This window comes from Sphingobacteriaceae bacterium GW460-11-11-14-LB5 (assembly GCA_002151545.1).
GTDB lineage: Bacteria > Bacteroidota > Bacteroidia > Sphingobacteriales > Sphingobacteriaceae > Pedobacter.
On record CP021237.1, the window covers coordinates 614952 to 634846 of the forward strand.

The following is a 19895-nucleotide window of genomic DNA, read 5'->3' on the forward strand; positions in this document are numbered from 1 at the left end:
GTATTTTCACAGGTATAAAAATATACAGAGTTGAGATATATACGGGGATGGCTGCACTGCATAAAAAGGCCCTGGCAAGGCATGTCCTTATAAATTTACAAACCTCTAAAAAAATCGTTCATTTGTAATTGATTTTATATCGATTACTCCCTGGCGAGGCCTTGGGATCGGAACCTTTAAAAAAATAACATGAAAAAAAATTTTCGTTACTTATTTTTTTTAATCATACTGATTATCAGGTTTACAGACCTGCATGCACAGGATCTGTTCTCCCATTTAGGAATCGAAAAAGGGCTCTCCAATAATTCGGTTAATGCGATATATAAAGATCATTTTGGCTTTATGTGGTTCGGAACAGATGATGGCCTGAATCAATACAATGGTTACAGTTTCCGTATTTACCGGAATAACCCCAATGATAGCTCATCACTTGTCAACAATCAGGTTATTGGTATGGCGGAAGATGGCTCAGGGACGCTTTGGATTGCTACAAAAAGGGGAGTAAGCGTGCTGCACAGTTTCCCTTCCAAATTTGTCAAACCTATATTTAAAGCTTATAATGATAAAAAGGCGAGACCTATCGATCAGGAAATTTATGCCATTAAAGGAGGAAACCATGGTGATGTGTTCATCGGCGCATCTGATCTGGGGCTTCTGGTTTACGATAATCACTCCCGGGAAACGCGTCAGGTATCTTTTCAACCCGGTGAAAAAGTGCTGACCCCTTATTCCATCCGTGCCATCCGGCCAGTTCAGGACAGGGCCTGGCTGATCAACCCCGCGAAAGGACTGGCTTATTACGACTACCGTTCAAAGCAGATTTCTTTGGTGAGTAGCAATGGGGATATCCGGAATGCAAATTCCATTGAGGCCGATCAATCGGGAAACCTGTGGATTGGTACAGACCACGGACTTTATCGCTATAACATTTTAGCTAAAAGCTTTAAATGGTATAGTGTAGCCCCCGGTCAACTTCTTGCTCAACGCATTCTCAGCCTGGCATTTGATCGCAGGAACCGGTTGCTGATCGCGACAGATGGCGGTGGAATTAATATTATGGATACGGAAAAGGAAAGTTTTTCTTATCAGACTGCAGGTGAAAGCCCATCCTCATTGAACAGCAATGCGATAAGTGTTATTTTAAAAGATGAAGAACATCGGATCTGGGTTGGCACACTGCGTGGTGGAATCAATGTCCTGGATCGCAAGCGAAACGAATTCAAGCATATTTACCGTAATCCGCTGAGCCAGCAAAGTTTGGTCAGCGATTTTATATTATCCTTCTGCGAAGATCGTGACGGGAAAATCTGGATCGGAACGGATGGCGGAGGAATCTCGCTCTGGGACCGGTTGAAGGGTTTTAAAACTTACCGTCATGAAAACGGCAACCCACAGTCGTTGAGCAGTAACAATGTGACCAGCATTGTAAGGAGCAATAATGATGTGATCTGGATAGCAACATTCGGTGGGGGTATTAACCGTTATAACCGGGGCTCAGGCACATTCAAATATTATCCCTGCGCCAACAGTTGGGGTAAGGATGAGAATGTCTGGAAACTTTTTATAGATAAAAAGGGTGGGATCTGGGCAGGAACCTGTGTTGGTGTCGGGCTTTTATATCACTATAATGTTGCCTCAGATAGATTTGAGCCATTCAATAATGAACACTTAAAGAATATCATTGCCATTAATGAAGACAAGCTGGGTAATTTGTGGTTCGGAAGTTTCAATAAACTCTATAAGTACACAGCTGGGGGGAAAGTGATCACTTATGATATCAGATACCCTATTCGGTCGATATTTTTTAATAAATCGGGAGATCTTTTTGTCGGGACGCAATATGCCGGACTTTTAAAGTATAATTCCAAAAACGGAAGTTTTCAGGCCTTTACAGAGTCTGACGGGTTGAGTAACAATACTGTGCTTAATATTGAAGAAGACGATCACGCTAATCTGTGGCTGAGTACCTTCAATGGTTTAACGAAATTTAATTACCGCAATAATACTTTTAACAAATTTTATATCGAAAACGGGCTCCAGTGTAACGAATTCAATTATAATGCATCGGCGCACCTTCGTTCAGGACAACTTCTATTTGGCGGCATCAAGGGATTTAATATTTTTAATCCTGACAGCATTATGAACAATTCTGCGTTTCCGCCTTTGCGTCTGACAGATTTAAGGGCTTCAAACGAACCGCTGATCAGCGATGCGGCCTATTCGGCCAGCCTGTACGATACTAAGGAAATCAAAATCCCTTATGACAGGGCCCTTCTTTCTTTTGATTATAGTGCACTGGAATATTCGTTCCCCTCCAGGATTTCCTATAGCTATTACCTTGAAGGTCTTGAAAATAATTGGAACAATGTCAGAACAGCGAGGAGTGGTAATTACTCCCGGTTGCATGAAGGTACCTATGTACTTCATATCAGGTCAACTAATGGGGAAGGTATCTGGAATCCTCGCCAACTTACTTTAAAGATCATCATATTACCACCATGGTATCGTTCGTGGTGGGCCTATTTAACCTATTTAGCCATCATTTCCTATTTGCTGTACCGGTTTAACAGGTATAAGTCAAATCAGGTCAGGCTGAATTACCAAATCGAAATGGCCACAGCAAATGCAGAGAAGGAAAGAGAATTAAATGAACGGAAGCTTTCGTTTTTCACCCATATTTCACATGAATTCCGTAGTCCGCTAACGCTGATCATTAATCCCGTAAAGGAGCTGCTCTATAGCTCAGGTAAAAATATAGATGTCAGCGATTTATCCATTGTATATTTAAACGCTAAACGTTTGCTTAGCCTCGTAGACCAGTTATTACTGTTCAGAAAGGCAGATCACGAAGAAGATGACCTTAAAATCTCAAAACTGAACATCGTATTAGTTTGTAAAGATGTTTTCCTGTGTTTTACAAGTCAGGCACGTTTGAAAAATATTGATATTACATTTGAGTCTGCTGAAGAATATATTGAAATTTTTGCTGATCGGGAAAAGATAGAGATCGTACTTTTTAATATCTTGTCTAATGCTTTTAAGTTTACGGAAAAGAATGGCAGTATCCATGTTAAAGTCGAGGATTATGACGGCCGCATAGCGATCCTGATTCAGGACAATGGGCGGGGTATCCATCCCGAAATCGGAGATAAACTTTTTGATAAATTTTATCAGGCGCCAAAAAGTTACAACGTTTCGGTTAAGGGTTTTGGAATAGGCCTTTATCTCGCTAAAAAATTCATCACTTCTCATAAAGGTGAATTGACTTATCACAGTGAAATCGGAGAGGGAACGGTCTTCCGGATTGAACTGCTTAAAGGACTGGAACATTTAGCCGGTATAACCGTGCACCATGAAGATACTGAATTTATCATGCCTGATCTTGACCTGGCGGAAGAAGAAGCGGAAGAACCGGTAACCGCTATGGAGCAACCTGATTCTGGGGAATTGGATAATCTGGTATCCGAACAACCGGCAATACTGATCGTTGATGACAATGAACTTTTCCGGCAGTACATTAAGCGGATATTTAAAGAATCGTTTATCATTTATGAAGCCGTAGATGGTGAGGATGGTTTGATCAAGGCAAAAAAACAACTTCCCGATATCATCATCAGTGACGTGACCATGCCCGTAAAGGACGGTATCCAACTGTGTACAGAGATAAAGGCTGATCCTGCCATCAGTCATATCCCGGTTATATTGCTGACCTCGTCGACATCATCGGAGATCAAGCTGAAAGGCCTGGAGTGCGGGGCGGAGGATTATATTACCAAGCCCTTTGAGGCTGAACTGTTAACGGCAAGGATCAATAATATACTTAAAAGCCGCAATAGTTTGCAACGCTATTTTTATAATGCAGTGACTCTTCAAGCCGATAATCAGAAAATATCGCCCACCTTTAAAGAATTCTTGTCGAAATGTATCTCCATTACAGAGCGGCACCTTGATAACCCAGACTTCAATACTAAAGTACTGGCCAATGAGGTAGGGATGAGTCATTCGGCATTATATAAGAAAGTTAAATCCATTTCCGGTAAATCGATCAATGAATTTATCAGGTTCATCCGCTTGAGAAAAGCAGCGGAACTATTGATCCAAACGGACAGCAGGGTAAATGAAGCTGCCTTTCGGGCGGGCTTCAATAATCAAAAATATTTTCGTGAGCAATTCACGAAATTGTTCGAAATGACGCCTTCAGAATACATTAAAAAATACCGCAAAACCTTATAAGCTTGTTCAAAAACAGACTAGTTTGGTGTCGGTAGTCTAATCCCTTTGATGGAGCTCTCTGGCAGCAATAACCGCACAAAAGGCGTTGTTGCCAGCTGGTGTAATATCAGCCCGCTATTTCCGGATCTTACCGGGCAGCACTGTTTTTAAAATTTCGCGCTCCAAATTACTTTTGATGTAAACCAATAACAGGCCTGAGCAGCATTCTGATAATAAATCAGTGATTGTTTTCCCAATTCAATGGAGCGCATAACCTCTGGCTGGCTGTTGCTGGATTTCCATAACGAACTTTAGCCAGCTATAAATCTGTATTCCAGAAACGAAATCGAACGATTTGCGGCTCCTTAAGGGCAAATTTACCGATCTCTACCCCTATAAATCTTATTTTGTACCTAACCCTCCGCTTTGAATTGCACTTTCTTTGCTTCTGTTTTACGACTAACCAAATGAGAGAAAGTTCAGAACAAAATAAAGTCTGCGCATAGTAAGCTGTGCGACATGACCGAAGATTTAATGCACGCTGTAAACCTTCTATTTAGTATAGTTTTTTAAAAGTGAACGGCATTCCACTGAAAAGATGCCGCCTGCAAACAAACCAATATAAACCATATTGAGCCAGTATGATTAAACTTTTACTTCGTCAAGTTACGATTTGGATGCGCTATTGTGCGCTGTTATGCATTTTTGCTAATTCTCCTGCATGGGGAAGTAATAGCGTTTTCAGGTCGTATCAGCAAGTTCCGGTCAAGCCACTGGTTACACAGGATTCGCTGCGCAAAGACAGTTTGAGAAAAGATGCTATAAGATCGCTCAAACCTACTGATACCCTCAAAGTACGTTCATTTCGCGATCGGGTAGAAAATGTGGTTCAGGGTATAGCGCATTCCGACCATATTCAGGCAGGCCAATTAGCACAAACACCGTTTACAACCATTCAGCAAATGTTGAAGGGAGAATCGGCTGGTTTATACGTGCAGGAAAAGAGCGGAGAACCAGGTACGTTACAAGCTATGACCATCAGGGGGTTAACCTCACCACTGATTACTAATAAAGACCGGTATGGTAATCAACCTGCTGTGTATCTTAATGGCATCCCGCTTATAGGTGATCACCCCTTCGTTTACAACATTCAGGGTTATGACTTTAATCCGATCGGCCCTGCAACTAACCTGCTTTCCCAGTTCAGTGTTAATAATATCAAATCGATTGATGTGGTAAAAGACCCTGCCCAGCTTGCCAGATTAGGTCCGGAGGCTGCTAATGGCGCCATTTGGATCGTGACTAAAAACGCTAAGTCAGGTGAAAAACAGATCGAGGTTAACAGCTATTACGGTCAGGCAACCAAACCTGCAAATATTTCGACGACCAATGCGGCTTATGAAAACGATTTTAGAAGGATGTTTTATGATAAATATGCTACTGCAGGACAAAAGGCAACCTACCCTGCATTTTTATATGACCAGACCAATGCCAGATATTATGGTGCCTCCCAATGGTCTGATCTTTATTATCAAAACAATCCATTGCTGAATGTCGATCTCAGCATCACGGGAGGTAATGATCGCGCAAATTTCCGCTTTTTCGGGTCGCATACATCAGATCGCGGTTCTGCAGATCAAAGTTCCCTTGATCGATCAAGCGCCAGCTTTTTTATTAATATGGTGCCTTTTAGCTGGTTAACCGTTTCGAGTATGGTAAATGCCACCCGCTTAAACAGGAAACCAAATAAAAACCTCCGCGACCGATTTGCCGAGATGGAATATATACCCGATATCAATATACCCATTGCACCTTCCGGTGATACTTATCAATCCCTCCTGTCAATTTATGACAATGCCATAGATGAAAATATTAATAGTGCCATTCAAGGGTATGTGGCTTTGAATTTTCTGTTAAAGAAGATCCGTTATACCACTAAGATATCTTTCGATTACAACGAAGGCCTGAGAAATACATTTTACCCTTCAACACTGATGAATGGGATCAACTATGCTTCCGGGTATTTCGGTTACAATCAGCGCGCAATATGGAGCAATACCGCAGATTACAATTTAGAACTCAATAGCGATCACAGTTTTTTATTCTCGGCAGGAACCATGATACAATCAGATATCCACCGCTATAATTACTCGCAGGCCTATCATGGTGCTAATGATTTTATCAAAGTGCCCAGCACCGGTGCAGGCTTTATTATTCATGGATATACCGACAAGGAGACAATGACACTTATGTCCTCATTTGCCTCAGTTAAATATGATTTTAAAGACTTTTTAAGCGTAAACGGTACTTTCAGGGTAGATGGTAGCAGTAATGTGCAGCCAGATCATCGCTGGCTTCCAACAGCTGCCTTGAGTATCAACTGGGACTTGAAAAAGTTTTTACTGAAAGACAACAAAAAGATAAATAACCTTGCCGTAAACCTATCTGCCGCAAGGATAGGTAAATTAATTACTTACGATAAATTTTCAGAAGGCCCGCAGTATACTGTAGACCTGGGTTATAACAATAGTCCAGACATATTTTCCTATAACGCTTCGGCAGTATTGTCGCGGCCTTATTCAACTGGTTGGGTAGGTTATCAGCTGGGCTGGCCATATAGCGATCAAATCGACCTTAATGTTAAGGGAACGATATTGAACCGTGTTGACTTTTCTGTCGGGATTTATCATAAACAGGATAAAAACCAGATCATCGCTGTACCGGTTCCGGAAGAATTGGGCTATACGCAAACGTGGAAAGACGGTTTGTCGGTCACTAATCGAGGTATAGAGGCGGCTGTAGGGGTTGCTGTGATTAAAGGCAGTAAAAAGCTGAACTGGTATTCTTCAATTAATGCTGCGGTTAATCAAAACCGGTTAAGTGCACTTCCTGATGGCCAGCAGACACTGGTGTTGGGCAACCGGAAACTGCAGGTCGGTAAATCTATAGACCAGTTTTGGCTGCTGGAGAACAATGGTATTTATACAAGTGCCGGAGAGATCCAGGTAAACCCCGTAAACAACAAGCCGTTGAGTTATTACGGCCTTAGTTTTTCTGCCGGTGATCCGAAATGGAAAGACCAGAACGGTGATTATGTGATTGACGATAATGATAAGGTACTGAAAGGCCATAGCATGCCTGCGCTAACCGGTGGATGGAACAATCGTTTCAGTTATAAAAAACTCGAGCTGAACGTTAATGTCGTTTTCGCCTTAGGGCAGGATGCGTTGAACAGCCGTGCGTCGAACAAATTCAATTTTGCCAACCTCACCGCTACAAGTGATATCCGCGGGGTGCAGGAAATATTTTTCTGGCAAAAAGATGTAATTATTGAAAAGTACCCGGTTTATAATCCCTGGAGCGCTGTGATCCCTTACCAGTTGAATCAGGATCTTTTCCTGGAAAACGCATCCTACCTGAAACTTCGCGCTGTTACCCTTAGCTATGATTTTACAGACATGCTTTTTAAGAAAGGTTCGAGTAAGCTAAGGAATGCTGCTTTATATGTAACCGGCGCCAATCTGGCAACAATCACTGGTTTTAAAGGCACTGATCCTGAGCTGATCGACTTTAACGGTCTGTATAGCGGATACGGGTTGCCAATCCCCCGTTCGTTCATTGTTGGTTTTAAATTGAATTTATAGAAGCTATGTATTCCTATATAAAAAATAATCTGATAGCGAGAGCGGCTGTATGTACAATGCTCACCATAATGCTGATGGCGGGAATATCCTGCAAGAAAGCACTTGACCAGTCCTCAACACAGGTTTCGCCTGAAAACCTGCAATGGACCTCGATTAACGACAGTAGGTCTGCGTTGATGGGCGTATATGGCCTTTTTCGTTCAGCACTTGCCAATAACTATGCACAATGGGTTTATGGCGATCTGCGCTTCGGAGATTTCAGTTCTTACAATAGGCCTGATCTGGATGCCGCTATCAGGAATCAACTGAATGCTTCATTTCCAATGATCAAAGATTTGGCTGACTGGCGTCGTTTTTATGCCGTGATTAACAGTGCGGCCGTATTTATTGAGCATGCACCAGCCGTGGTTAAGGCCGATCCTAAATATTCGCAGGCCAACCTGGTTCTCGATATTGCGCAGGTCCGTGCGCTTCGGGCCCTGGCTTATTTTTATCTGGTAAGGATTTGGGGTGATGTACCATTAGTAACCTATGCTTATGATAATGGTACATTTCCGGCGATAGGCCGTACAAGTGCGACAACAGTTTTAGACTACGCTCAAAGGGAATTACAGGCCGCAGCAATCGATCTGCCTTATTATTATGGCGTTTCACCACAAACTTATTATGGTTTTAATCAGTCAAATTGGACGGGCGTATTGCTCAATAAAGTTTCAGCCTACGCGATTCTGGCTCACATGTCTGCCTGGCAGGGCAATTATGTAAATACCGATGTTTATGCCGGGCTGGTTATGGACAATGCCGCTAAAGCAGGCATCACTGCCTCTTCTATAGGCTATCTTACCGCAGCTAACGGCATATTTCAAGGTCGTCAGCCTGCACAACTTGTGGCCTTCGGCGCAATAGATTTTAATGGAGAATCCAGCGGTGCAGGCCACCTGGAAGATCTCACGCTTGCCCAGCCTTTTGTGGCGCGGGTGAAGCCACAGATTTTTGTGAGCAGAGATACTTTGAGCAGCATCTTTACCGACGCTTATGATTTTCGTTTTGGCACGGATACCCTGGCCAAAACATTCTGGACAAATTATATTACAGGTTATAACAGTAGCACTCCGGTTTTCAGTAAGATAAAAGTGATTAGAGATGGTGTATCAGATGGTAGTTATCCGGTTTTCGGGTCGGCAATGCTTATTTCACGCCTGGAGGATATACAGCTTTTGCGGGCAGAGGCAATGGCTGCCCTCAACCGCCGGGATGAAGCAATCAGGTATCTGAATCTGATCCGGCAAAACCGAGGGGTGCCCTTATTTTTACAAACATCAACAGCAAATATTGTAGATGCCATATTTGCCGAGCGCCGGCGCGAACTAATGGGCGAAGGCTGGAGGTGGTATGACCTCATCCGCTATCATAAAATCCGCCAAAAGGATACAGCCTTCAGCAGACTTATTCAAACGGGCGGAATTTATTGGCCGGTTTCAACCAGTGTTTTATCGGCTAACAGCCTTATTCAGCAAAACCCTTATTGGAAATAATCCGAACGCACATGAAAAAGACATATAATTTTCTCATCCTGGTTCTTACGGTCGCGTTTTTGGCAGGCTGTAAAAAAGGTGATGATACGTATTACAATTTTGAACCGGTAACCATCAATTACAAGGGCACGGCACTGGATTATCTGAAAACCCAACCTGGTGTTTTTGATTCCCTTATGCTCGTGGTTAACCGCTTCCCTGCTTTAAGTGATAGTTTAAAGGTTAGTAACCTGACCATTTTTGGCGTAACCAATAAAAGTTTTGAGTATGCAGTGAAAGGATTAAACAGGGAGCGGGCATTTCAAAAGAAAACCCCGCTTTATTTGAGCTCGATAGATGGCCCCACCTTGGATACAATCATTTATAGGTACATTCTGAAAACGCCATTAACCAGCGATTATGTTAAGACCCAGTCCAATGGAGTGAATCAATCTGCAATGAAGTATGCCTACGATATGCATGTACAATATGGCAACCTGAACGCTTCGGGATTAGTTGGAAACGGCGAACAGCAGCTGATTTTTTCAGACATGAACAATTCGGCAGTCGCTTCAAACTGGGTTAATGCGAATACTGCTGTCATCAACGTAAAAACGCAGAATGCGATCATCCACGTGCTCAATACCGACCATGTTTTTGGTTTTAATCAATTTTTGTTAAAGTTTAATAAATAGCCATGAATAATAGATTTCACCGCTGCGAATACTGGATAATGATTGTGTTAACCAGCAGTATCCTGTTCGGTTGCACAAAATATTTACCTGATAATACCGATGCTTTTGCTAATGATAGCCGCTTTACGCAGACGGTATATCAACCAATCCTGGGCCGAAACAATCTGTTTGCCAATAATTTTAATGCGGGGAGTTCGACCCAGCCGCTAGACTTTGAAATCGTTAATCTTCGCCGTACCGCCGATGGCTCGCCGGCGCCCGAACTCACCAATAATTACCCGGTAAAAATATGGACCCAGGCTTATACAGGTACTGAAAAAACGATTGCCGAAATTGACAGTAAAAGAACGATACAGAACCAGCCTTTATTTTCCGTACGTAAACATAACGGTGAGTTTCTAATGTGGGCGGGTGCGCAGTCGGGCATAGTAAGGGCACAACCCGATTCGGGCTATGTTTTTGATGTTAAAGTGAGTAATACCGGAGGCAGTAAATATTTTAGGAACTTACGCCTTATACCGCAAAGAGAGCGGGCTTATGAGCCTTCTAACTACGATCCGGTTAATGGAATTGCGGCAAATTCATATGTTAACCCGCTTTCTATTAACAATGTAATCGGGCAGAACACCAAACTGGATATTCCACTGAAAGATGTACGGATATTTTTCTATAAAAATCCAAACGCAACCACTACAGGAGGAAAAACATTGACTTTCCGTTTCTATGATGCGGGCTTTAATGTAATTGATCCCAATAAATTTAACCAGACCGTATGGGCTACGCTTGTACACGGTTTCAATATGGAAAAAACCTCAGCTTATGTAAAGTATGATGTGGCCTATCCGATTCCTCTGGTAACCTTTCAAACGCCTTATACCAATGTAGCCGGAACCCAGGCCCACACTGTTTTTAGCTATGACCGGCTTAATTCCGGCGGATTCCGCGAAAGCTCATCAATTGTTTTCGATTTCGCAATCTACGAAGAAGGCAACTGGGAAATTATTATGGTCTTTTCTGGCGATACGCCATTGTTTAATTAATCACGCTAACCGACGCTGGAATTATGAAGAAAATATTTACCCTCATTATTATACTCGGATTGATTGTCCTCAATCACAGTGTTTTTGCGCAAAGCATTACCATATCCGGAACAGTACTGGAGCAGCCGAAAAACTTAAGTATCCCTTCTGTTAATATTTATATCAAAAGCGGAGCAACTTTAAAGGCTGTCGGTATTACAGATAATAAAGGGCACTTTATCGTCAAAGTTGCAGACGGAACAGATCTTTTATTTCGTTGTGTCGGCTACCAGGATGTTACCCAAAAAGCACATGCCCGTAAGGAAATGATTGTTTATATGCAGGAAAAGGTAAATAATATGAACGAAGTAGTGGTGGTAGTGGGCTATCAGGAAAAAAGAAAGGAGCTGTCTACGGGATCTATTAAAACCTTAACGGCCAAAGATATTCAAGATGTGCCGGCGGCTAATATTGTAGAGCTGCTCCAGGGAAAGGTGGCCGGTTTAAACATTCAAAATAATAATGGTACACCGGGCATGATGGGGACCATTGCCCTGCGTGGTATATCAAATATAAATGTAGTGGGCAGCGGGAGCAACGCTTATCTAACGCCCAGTTCACCACTTTTTGTTGTTGATGGCATTCCGGTGGATATGACCACAGGTGCGAGATACGGATTTGATCAGGCCGGGCCAGGGATCAGCCCGCTGGCGCTGATTCCAACCGAAGACATTGCCGAAATGCTGGTTTTGAAGGATGCACAAGCAACCTCACTTTATGGTTCGAGGGGAGCCTATGGCGTCATTATTATCAACACGAAGCGGGGTAAATCGGCAATTCCAATTATCAGTTATTCAGGTAAGTTTTTCGTGAGTACCGTGCCGGGGCTGCGCACTGTTATCGGTGGGATTAGCGAACGTGCCATGCGTATCAACCAGGTGATGAAATTCGATACGGCCTATTATCATGCGCTTAATACGGTCAATTCTACCCCTTTTCTGGCCGACAGCTTGAATGCTTACTATAATAACTCCACCGATTGGCAGAGTTATTTCTACCGCACGACTTATAATCAAAGTCATGACCTTACCATGTCTGGTGGTTCTACGGTGTTTAACTACAAAGTAGCTACCTCCTTATTTGATCAGAAAGGGATTATTGAAAATACCGGCTTCACACGCTATAATCTATCTATGAACATGCAATATCAACCGTCCAACAAATTCACGATGGTTGCATATATCAATAATTCGCTGACGAAAAACAGCAAGGGAAGTGGCAATGCACTTGTACAAAGAGGTGTTGCGACAGCCGGCAATACATCTTCACTTTTGCCGGCACCTTCCCTGTATACCGCCAGCAATTCTGCACTAGCCGCGGCAACTGTGGATGATGCTTCCAAGATTGCGGGCATTAACACCAATCTGCAGTTAACTTATCGGCCGCTCACCGGGCTTTCGGTTTCCAGTCAGTTCAGTTATAATTACAACGATCAGACAGAAAATACTTTCAGCCCGGCTATTTTAAATAACAATAATAATAGGGTTTACGCCTTTAGCGCTCAAAACTCTTCTCTGTATTCCCGAAGCAGTTTTCAATATGTTTACCGCTTACATGACGCGCATGAATTCAGTGTATTTGGCTTTACTGAATTATCGATAGGTAAATCCAGGTATAATATCATTAACTACAGCGGTACACCAAACGACCAGATTCAGGGGCCTATAGGATATAATTACCTTTTGTCAGGCACCTCATCGTCCTATACCCCAGATAACCGGTCGCTGGGATATTCAGGAGCATTCTCATATAATTATAAGAAAAAATATGTGCTGGATGTGAATTACCGGATTGATGGTACTTCGACCAATGGCACCGACAATCCCTGGAAAAAGAATCCTGCAGGCGGTATAAAGTGGAACTTTAACTATGAAGATTTCATGAAAGACCTGACCTGGTTAGATTTCGGTTCAGTTAGGGCCAGTTGGGGGCGAACAATTGTTCCATCAGGTACAATTTATGATGTTTACGGAAAATACCTGTCCTCAGGGAGTTATAATAATGTCAGTACGGTATCGCTTGACCTGACGACTATTCCAAATACCGCTTTAGTGCCCAGCCGTTCAACACAACTGGATTATGGTCTTGATCTTGGCCTTATGAAGGGGAAATATTCGCTGACTTTTGATTATTATTATAAACAAAGTGATTTCCAGCTAAGTACCAGGAACCTTGCTAACCATAATGTTTTTACGAATATCAGTACCAATGAAACCAGCGTAGTTACCAAGGGTTACGAATTGGATTTAAGCTTTAGGCCATTAAATTCCGAAAGTAAGTGGAAATGGACTTTTTCCGTTAATGGATCAATCATAAGGGATTACCTAGCTGCGCTGCCAGATGAGGTACGCCAAATTATTACCAATGGCGGCGATCTGGGACAACCCATAGTAAACCGTTTGGGATCTAATTCGCTGTCTAATTTTTTGCTTAACTACAATGGTGTTTACAGTACAGATAAGGATGTGCCGGTAGATCCATTGACCGGCCTCCGTTACCGTGTTGGCGGAACCGCCAGTAAGGGCAGTTATTTCAGGGCGGGCGATCCGATCTGGACCGATTTGAATGGTGATTACATTCTGGATAACAATGATTTTGTAATTACCGGCAATTCGCAGCCAAGGTTTGTTGGCGGGTTTAGTTCTTATCTGCAGTATAAACAATTTTCTATGAACATCTCCATGTCGTATACCATTGGCAGGGATGTACTCAATAACGCCACTGCCAGCTTATTTCAAAACTATTCAAACCCACTAAGCCAGAATGCACTGGTGCCGATTTCGCAATATAATTTTTGGACTAGTCCTGGTGATGTAGCAACTTATCCAAACCCGTTTGACTACACCAGAAGCGCGCTGGTCAGGCCGTTTCAATATATACAAACACTGTTTCAGGAGGACGGATCCTATTTGAAAATCAACAGCATTACCTTGTCATATAACCTAAATCCGGCTTTTAGTAAAAAGTTCGGCATTACCTCCTGCAGGGTCTACGCTACCGGAAGCAACATCGCCACTTTCAGCAATTACAGCGGTCCAAGTGCTGAGCGTGTAGACGGATTGGGCAGGGATAATTCGGGTGGTTATCCGCTGAGCCGGAACTTTACATTTGGTTTAAACATTCAATTCTAACGGATATGAAAAAAGTAATTTGTCTGATCATTATTATACTCTTGTGCACAGGGCTGGAAGGTTGTAAGAAATTTTTGAACGTGGTGCCAATTGACAACCTTTCCGGGAATAATTTCTGGGAAACGAAAGCGGATGTTGAAGCTTTTACCGGCGGCATATATAACCTGCTTCGTAATGCGACAATGCGCGATAGCCGTTTTTTTGTCGCCACAGGCGACCTGCGCTGTGCTCCGGCCAATATAACCTCCGAACATTCTTCCGAATTATATGTGAGCTATCTTAGAAAGAACGATTTAAAAGGATTGCTTTCCAATACAAAATATCTCAAACCTACTGATACCTTTTGGGCAATCACCTTATGGACAAACTTTTTTAATGTTGTTCAAAATGCGAATATATTGTATGATCAGGTTGAGAAAATGCCGGAGTCGGTGCTTTCTGCTGAGGATAAAAAGAGTTATCAGGCAGAGGCCGTTTTCCTGCGCTGCATCAGTTATTTCTTTATGGTTCGCGTATTTGGCAATGTTCCTTATTATACGAATGCGTTTAATTCAGAAGCATTACCCCGCACCAATATGATAACGGTGCTTAAAAACTGCAATGATGAATTAGCTGCAGTTAAAAATGACCTGCCCTGGACTTATGCAGATATAGCAAAGGTTGCCGTACGTGCCATGCGGGGCAGTGTTATCGCCCTGATGATGCATATTAACATGTGGGAAGCTGGATTTGATCAGGCCAATCAGCTCGGATATTATACCACCGTTGCTGCACTTGGCGAAGAAATCATGACGCAGAGCGGTGGCGCTTATCAATTGTTGCCTTTGATCAATACATATGATATTTTCCGCGGAAATTCTAAAGAAGGATTATTTGAAATCGTTCAGCAAGCCAATTCCGCTGAACAGTTCCTGCCGAATGCCGTATATTCCAACTACGTACTGCTCAAACCCTATCAGCCTTTCTTAACTTCGACGATTTGGTATGATGCAGCCTTTATGGCCAGGGTATACCCGACCAATGTAACGGATAACCGGAAAACGCAATGGTTCGATGCAAACCTTTACGCTGCTGACGGAACCCAGCAGATGCTCAAGTTTGTAAATATTAAACAAGGTCCATCCACAGGTTCCCTTCAGGTAGGGAACCAGGTGGTCTTTAGATACGCCGATGTGGTACTGCTTCGTGCCGAAGCGCTGGCTAATCTGGGCCGCGATAACGACGCACTGCCGGTATTAAATCTGATAAGGCAAAGGGCCGGGGCACCGGATATTGCATCAAACGGAGATGCGCTGAAAAGCGATATCTACTACGAGCGTGTTCGCGAACTGATGGGAGAAGGCCATTACTTCTATGATCTGGTCAGAACCCGTAAGGCGATAGATGGTAATTTTACTTTTTCACCAATCACCGCTGACGGCTTTGCCCGTGGCGCATGGACCTGGCCGATAGATGTAACGGCTACGGCCAATAACCCCTTCATGACCCTTAATCAATATTGGAACTAAAAGAAATTCATATGAAGAAATATATCATTTATATCCCCGTTTTTCTGTTGATCGCTATAGTTGCCGTTTCTTCCTGCAAAAACAACAATTATTATATCGATTCAGGAGTAGGCAAAGCACAATATGAAGGCACCATTCTGACCTATCTGGCTGACAAACCAGCTTACTTTGATACGCTGTCGCGTGTTATTACGCTGGCCGGAATGCAGGATGTTTTTTCCAGGGATACGATCACCTTTTTTGCGCCACCAAGTTCTTGTATCTATAAGGCAGTTAAAAACCTCAATAAATACCTTTATGGCCGGGGGCAGGATACTGTAAAGCAACTCAATCAGATAGATCCGAAAGTATGGAAGGATATGTTATCGCTTTATATCGTAAAAGGGAAGTATTTACTTAAGGATATTCCGCAACTGGATACTACCCAGTTAAGTACTTTTGGCGGCCAGGGTTATATTAGCAACGGGGGCAGGCCAATGAATATCGGTGTTTTGTACAACGATGTAAACGGAGTAAAATATGCCGGATACCGTCAATTATACTATTCGTATATCACCGATTTTACCAATAAGATAGGTTCAATGGTCAATGTCCCGGTGGCATCTTCCGATATTCAGCCATATAACGGGGTGGTACATGTGCTGGTTTATCAAAGGCACGTATTTGGATTTCAAACCAACAATTTTATTCTGCAGGCCATTGCGGCTGGTATTAAGCCGCCATTGTAAACTGTAAGAGATAACCTAATGAATAAAAATATGAGAAAGCAACTAAAATATCCATTTTTCTTAACGGCAATTCTGATCAGCTCGCTGTTGGCAACTTGTAAGAAGTCAGCCATTATTGGTGAGGATCCCTATGCCGGAGGGAAGGCACCCTTAGGTGTAACTTTTGGAACCGCTTCACCATCACCTGCCTCAGGACCCGCAGGTAGCACCGTGGTTTTTCAGGTAAAAGGCTTGCTAAAATATGGGAGTAATTTCGACTTCTTGATCAGTAATCAAAAAACAACAATACTCAATGTAACCGATACCACCATAACGATTAAGGTTCCTACCGATATCAGTTCTGGAATATCTTCTATAAAGTTAGGCGGACAGGTGTTTTTCGGTCCGAGGTTTGCCATTACCGGAAATATTTCCATTGATGCAGGTTTTGGTGCCGGCAATGGCACTGATGGGCCGATTTATTCAGCTTATGAGTTCAATCAGGGCTATATGATACTGGGCTCATTTCTGCGCTATGAAGGATCATACTATCCGGGGATTGCCTTCGTGAACTCCCTGGGAGGCATCGGAAACTTGAATACGAGAGATGGAATGAATTTAGGCGGTTCACTTTTAAGCGTGGCACGTTTAGCAAGCGGGAAGTTTATCATTGCCGGAAATTATAACCTTTATTACAGAAAAGGCGGTATTGGTAATATTACCCGTATAAATTCAGACGGGTCTTTAGATGCAGTAACGGTCAATGTAATTAATCAGATACCCGAAATACCAAGTAACGGACTCGATACCGTTCCGGCGTTTAACGGTGCTTTCCGTGGTCAGCAAACCATCATCAAAACATTCGTAACCTCAGACAATAAAGTAATTGCAGTGGGTAATATCAATTCTTATACTACGATCGATTATACTAAATCTACGCGGCTGTCCAGGGCTTATACCTTTAAAAACATATTCACCGTGGCCCGTATGAATGAAAATGGTATACTGGATGAAACCTATAATTATGGCCCGACGAGTACCGGTGCCAATGCGCTGGTGAATGATGCCTTTATGCAGACTGACGGCAAAATTGTACTTGTTGGGAATTTTACAAAATTTAATGGTGTAAACGCCAATTATATTGTCAGGTTAGACAAAAACGGCCAGCCTGATGCCACTTACCAGACCGGGACAGGCGCCAATGGCAACATCAATACAGTCCAATACAATTCTACTTCGCGCAGGATCATGGTGACTGGCAATTTTACTACTTTCAATAACAAAGCCTGCCCGGGAATTGCCATGCTCATGGAGGACGGATCGCTTGATGCCAATTTTAAGTTCGGCGATGTCACCGGAGGGAATGTCAATTTTGCCCGATCGCTCAAGAACGGAAAGGTACTTGTTGCCGGAACGTTCGATCAGTATAATGGTGTATCGCGGCCTGGATTTTTATTACTCAATGCAGATGGTTCAGCGTTACAGACCTTTAATCACCTGGGTACTTTCTCCGGGCAGATCCAGCAGGTAATAGAAACGACTTCTACTATTGGTGCACCGGCGATTATCCTGTTGGGGTATATCCGGAAATTCGATGATAAAAACGTGAATAATATCGTTAAGGTGGAAATTAAAAATTAAAGATGATGAAAACTTCATATCAAAATTCGGCCGCATTAATGTTTAGATACATGACCTGTATCTGCAGTGCCGTACTGATGGTCTCCGTTCTATTGGCTTCATGCAAAAATGAAAACTTTCCGAATTTGCTCAAGTCAGAGTATGGCGGGACCCCAGCCAGCTATGGCCATGCCAAAGTGCTTTACATTATCATTGATGGTGCACGGGGCAATGCCATAAAAGCGATTACACCACCCAATTTATATAAGTTGACAACAAACGCACTTTATACCTATAACGCATTGGTGAATAATGGCACACAAACGGTAACCAATGCCAATTCCTGGGCAAATCAAATGACCGGGGTTGAAGGGGCAAAACATTTTGTGACTTCGGAAGACTTTGCGGGTAATAACCTAAGCAACTATCCTTCATTTATAACTTTGTTAAAAAAAACGAATAGTTCTTATAAAACCGCGGCATTTAGTGCTTCAGCAGCGTTTGCCGATCACTTTACGCAAGCGGCCGACATCCGTGAAACATTTGAAAACAACGATGGTAATGTTAAATCGGCAGTGGTGGCAGCATTAAAGAATGATAACCCGGATCTGGTATTGGCTCAATTCCATTCCGTGGAAACGGTGGCTGCTACCGTTGGTTATGAAAGCACCACGACGGCCTATGTCAATGCCATCAATCAGGTGGATGCGTATATCGGTGAAATTATGACCGCCCTGCAGAGCCGCCCTAATTATAACGCTGAAAATTGGCTGGTGGTGATCACCTCAAATAAGGGAGGGAAAGTGGCTGTTAATCTGCCGCCAAATTCGACAATTTATGATGATGCGATCCGGAATATATTCACGATCTATTACAGTTCAAAGTTCGCGACCAAGTATCTTCCACAGCCTGCTACAACCGCGGTAACCTTTGATAGTTATGCCGTACGCTATACCTATGCGAATAATAACTTTGTTAATGCAACGCTGGGCGATGTGAATCTGTACAATTTAGGAACCAATTTTTCTACAACGATCCAGTTCCTCATCAAAAACAGCTTTACGGGAAGTGCCGGTTATCCGACCGTGCTATCAAAACGGGCCGCCGATTTTAACGGATCAGCAGGCTGGATCATTTTTCTCAAAGGAAATGGTTATACGGTAAATACCTCTATTTCAGACGAGATCGCCGGTGGAAATGTAAGCGATAACCAATGGCATGTCATTACTGTTACGATGAGCCGATTGAATGGGGTAGCTACTGTAAAAACCTATACCGATGGTAAATTCAATAGTTCCGGAACCCGCACAACCTCTGAATCCATCGATAATGTGAGCCCTTTGCGTATCGGACGCATACCAACAAATGGCGATGCGAATCCGAATTTATTGATTTCAAACTTACAGATCTACAATGTGGCTATGCCGGATGCAGATATCACGAGGCTATCCTGCCAAACAAACATAACGGAAGCGCATCCTTATTATAAAAATCTGATCGGATACTGGCCTGGAGATGAATCAAGCGGGCTGGTGCTGAAAGAACGTACGGGAACTTATGGCACGACCGCAAATTTTAAGCTTAGCGGCCCTTATGTGTGGAATGAATTTAGCAATTACAGTGCAAATCTTTGTCCGCCCGTAACAGATGCCTTTTATCATGTCGTACCCAATGCGGTAGATGTTCCCTATCAGATCATGCAGTGGCTGGGTGTCAATATCGACGTTAGCTGGCAGCTTAGCGGCAGAGCGTTTTCACCGGTGTATTCAAATGTTAACCCCTAAA

At 42.9% G+C, this 19895-nt stretch carries 10 protein-coding genes; all 10 read left to right on the top strand.

Going from position 1 to position 19895, the window contains the following annotated elements:
* Nucleotides 1–189: 189 nt before the first annotated feature.
* The 10 genes from CA265_02485 (at nucleotide 190) to CA265_02530 (ending at nucleotide 19894) form a co-directional block, all read left to right on the top strand.
* Complete coding sequence (locus tag CA265_02485) at nucleotides 190–4233, top strand: hypothetical protein (GenBank protein ID ARS38609.1); 4044 nt, start codon at nucleotides 190–192, stop codon at nucleotides 4231–4233.
* Nucleotides 4234–4853: 620 nt separating this feature from the next.
* Entirely contained in the window at nucleotides 4854–7856 is a 3003-nt protein-coding gene (locus CA265_02490; GenBank protein ID ARS38610.1) for a hypothetical protein, read from the top strand.
* Between the two features lie 5 nt (nucleotides 7857–7861).
* Nucleotides 7862–9391, top strand: coding sequence for a RagB/SusD family nutrient uptake outer membrane protein (locus CA265_02495; GenBank protein ID ARS38611.1), 1530 nt, complete (start codon nucleotides 7862–7864; stop codon nucleotides 9389–9391).
* A gap of 11 nt (nucleotides 9392–9402) precedes the next feature.
* Entirely contained in the window at nucleotides 9403–10065 is a 663-nt protein-coding gene (locus CA265_02500) for a hypothetical protein (GenBank protein ID ARS38612.1), read from the top strand.
* Nucleotides 10066–10103: 38 nt separating this feature from the next.
* The gene (locus tag CA265_02505) at nucleotides 10104–11105 is read left to right on the top strand and encodes a hypothetical protein (GenBank protein ARS42864.1); all 1002 of its coding nucleotides are present in this window, start codon (nucleotides 10104–10106) and stop codon (nucleotides 11103–11105) included.
* A 23-nt stretch (nucleotides 11106–11128) separates the two neighbouring features.
* Entirely contained in the window at nucleotides 11129–14275 is a 3147-nt protein-coding gene (locus tag CA265_02510) for a hypothetical protein (GenBank protein ARS38613.1), read from the top strand.
* Nucleotides 14276–14280: 5 nt separating this feature from the next.
* A complete protein-coding gene (locus CA265_02515; protein ARS38614.1) occupies nucleotides 14281–15783 on the top strand; it encodes a hypothetical protein in 1503 nt (500 codons plus the stop codon).
* Between the two features lie 11 nt (nucleotides 15784–15794).
* Nucleotides 15795–16511: a hypothetical protein gene (locus tag CA265_02520; protein ARS38615.1), complete on the top strand. Its 717-nt coding sequence runs from the start codon at nucleotides 15795–15797 to the stop codon at nucleotides 16509–16511.
* An 18-nt stretch (nucleotides 16512–16529) separates the two neighbouring features.
* The gene (locus CA265_02525; GenBank protein ID ARS38616.1) at nucleotides 16530–18131 is read left to right on the top strand and encodes a hypothetical protein; all 1602 of its coding nucleotides are present in this window, start codon (nucleotides 16530–16532) and stop codon (nucleotides 18129–18131) included.
* 2 nt (nucleotides 18132–18133) lie between these two features.
* Entirely contained in the window at nucleotides 18134–19894 is a 1761-nt protein-coding gene (locus CA265_02530) for a hypothetical protein (GenBank protein ID ARS38617.1), read from the top strand.
* Nucleotide 19895 lies beyond the last annotated feature (1 nt).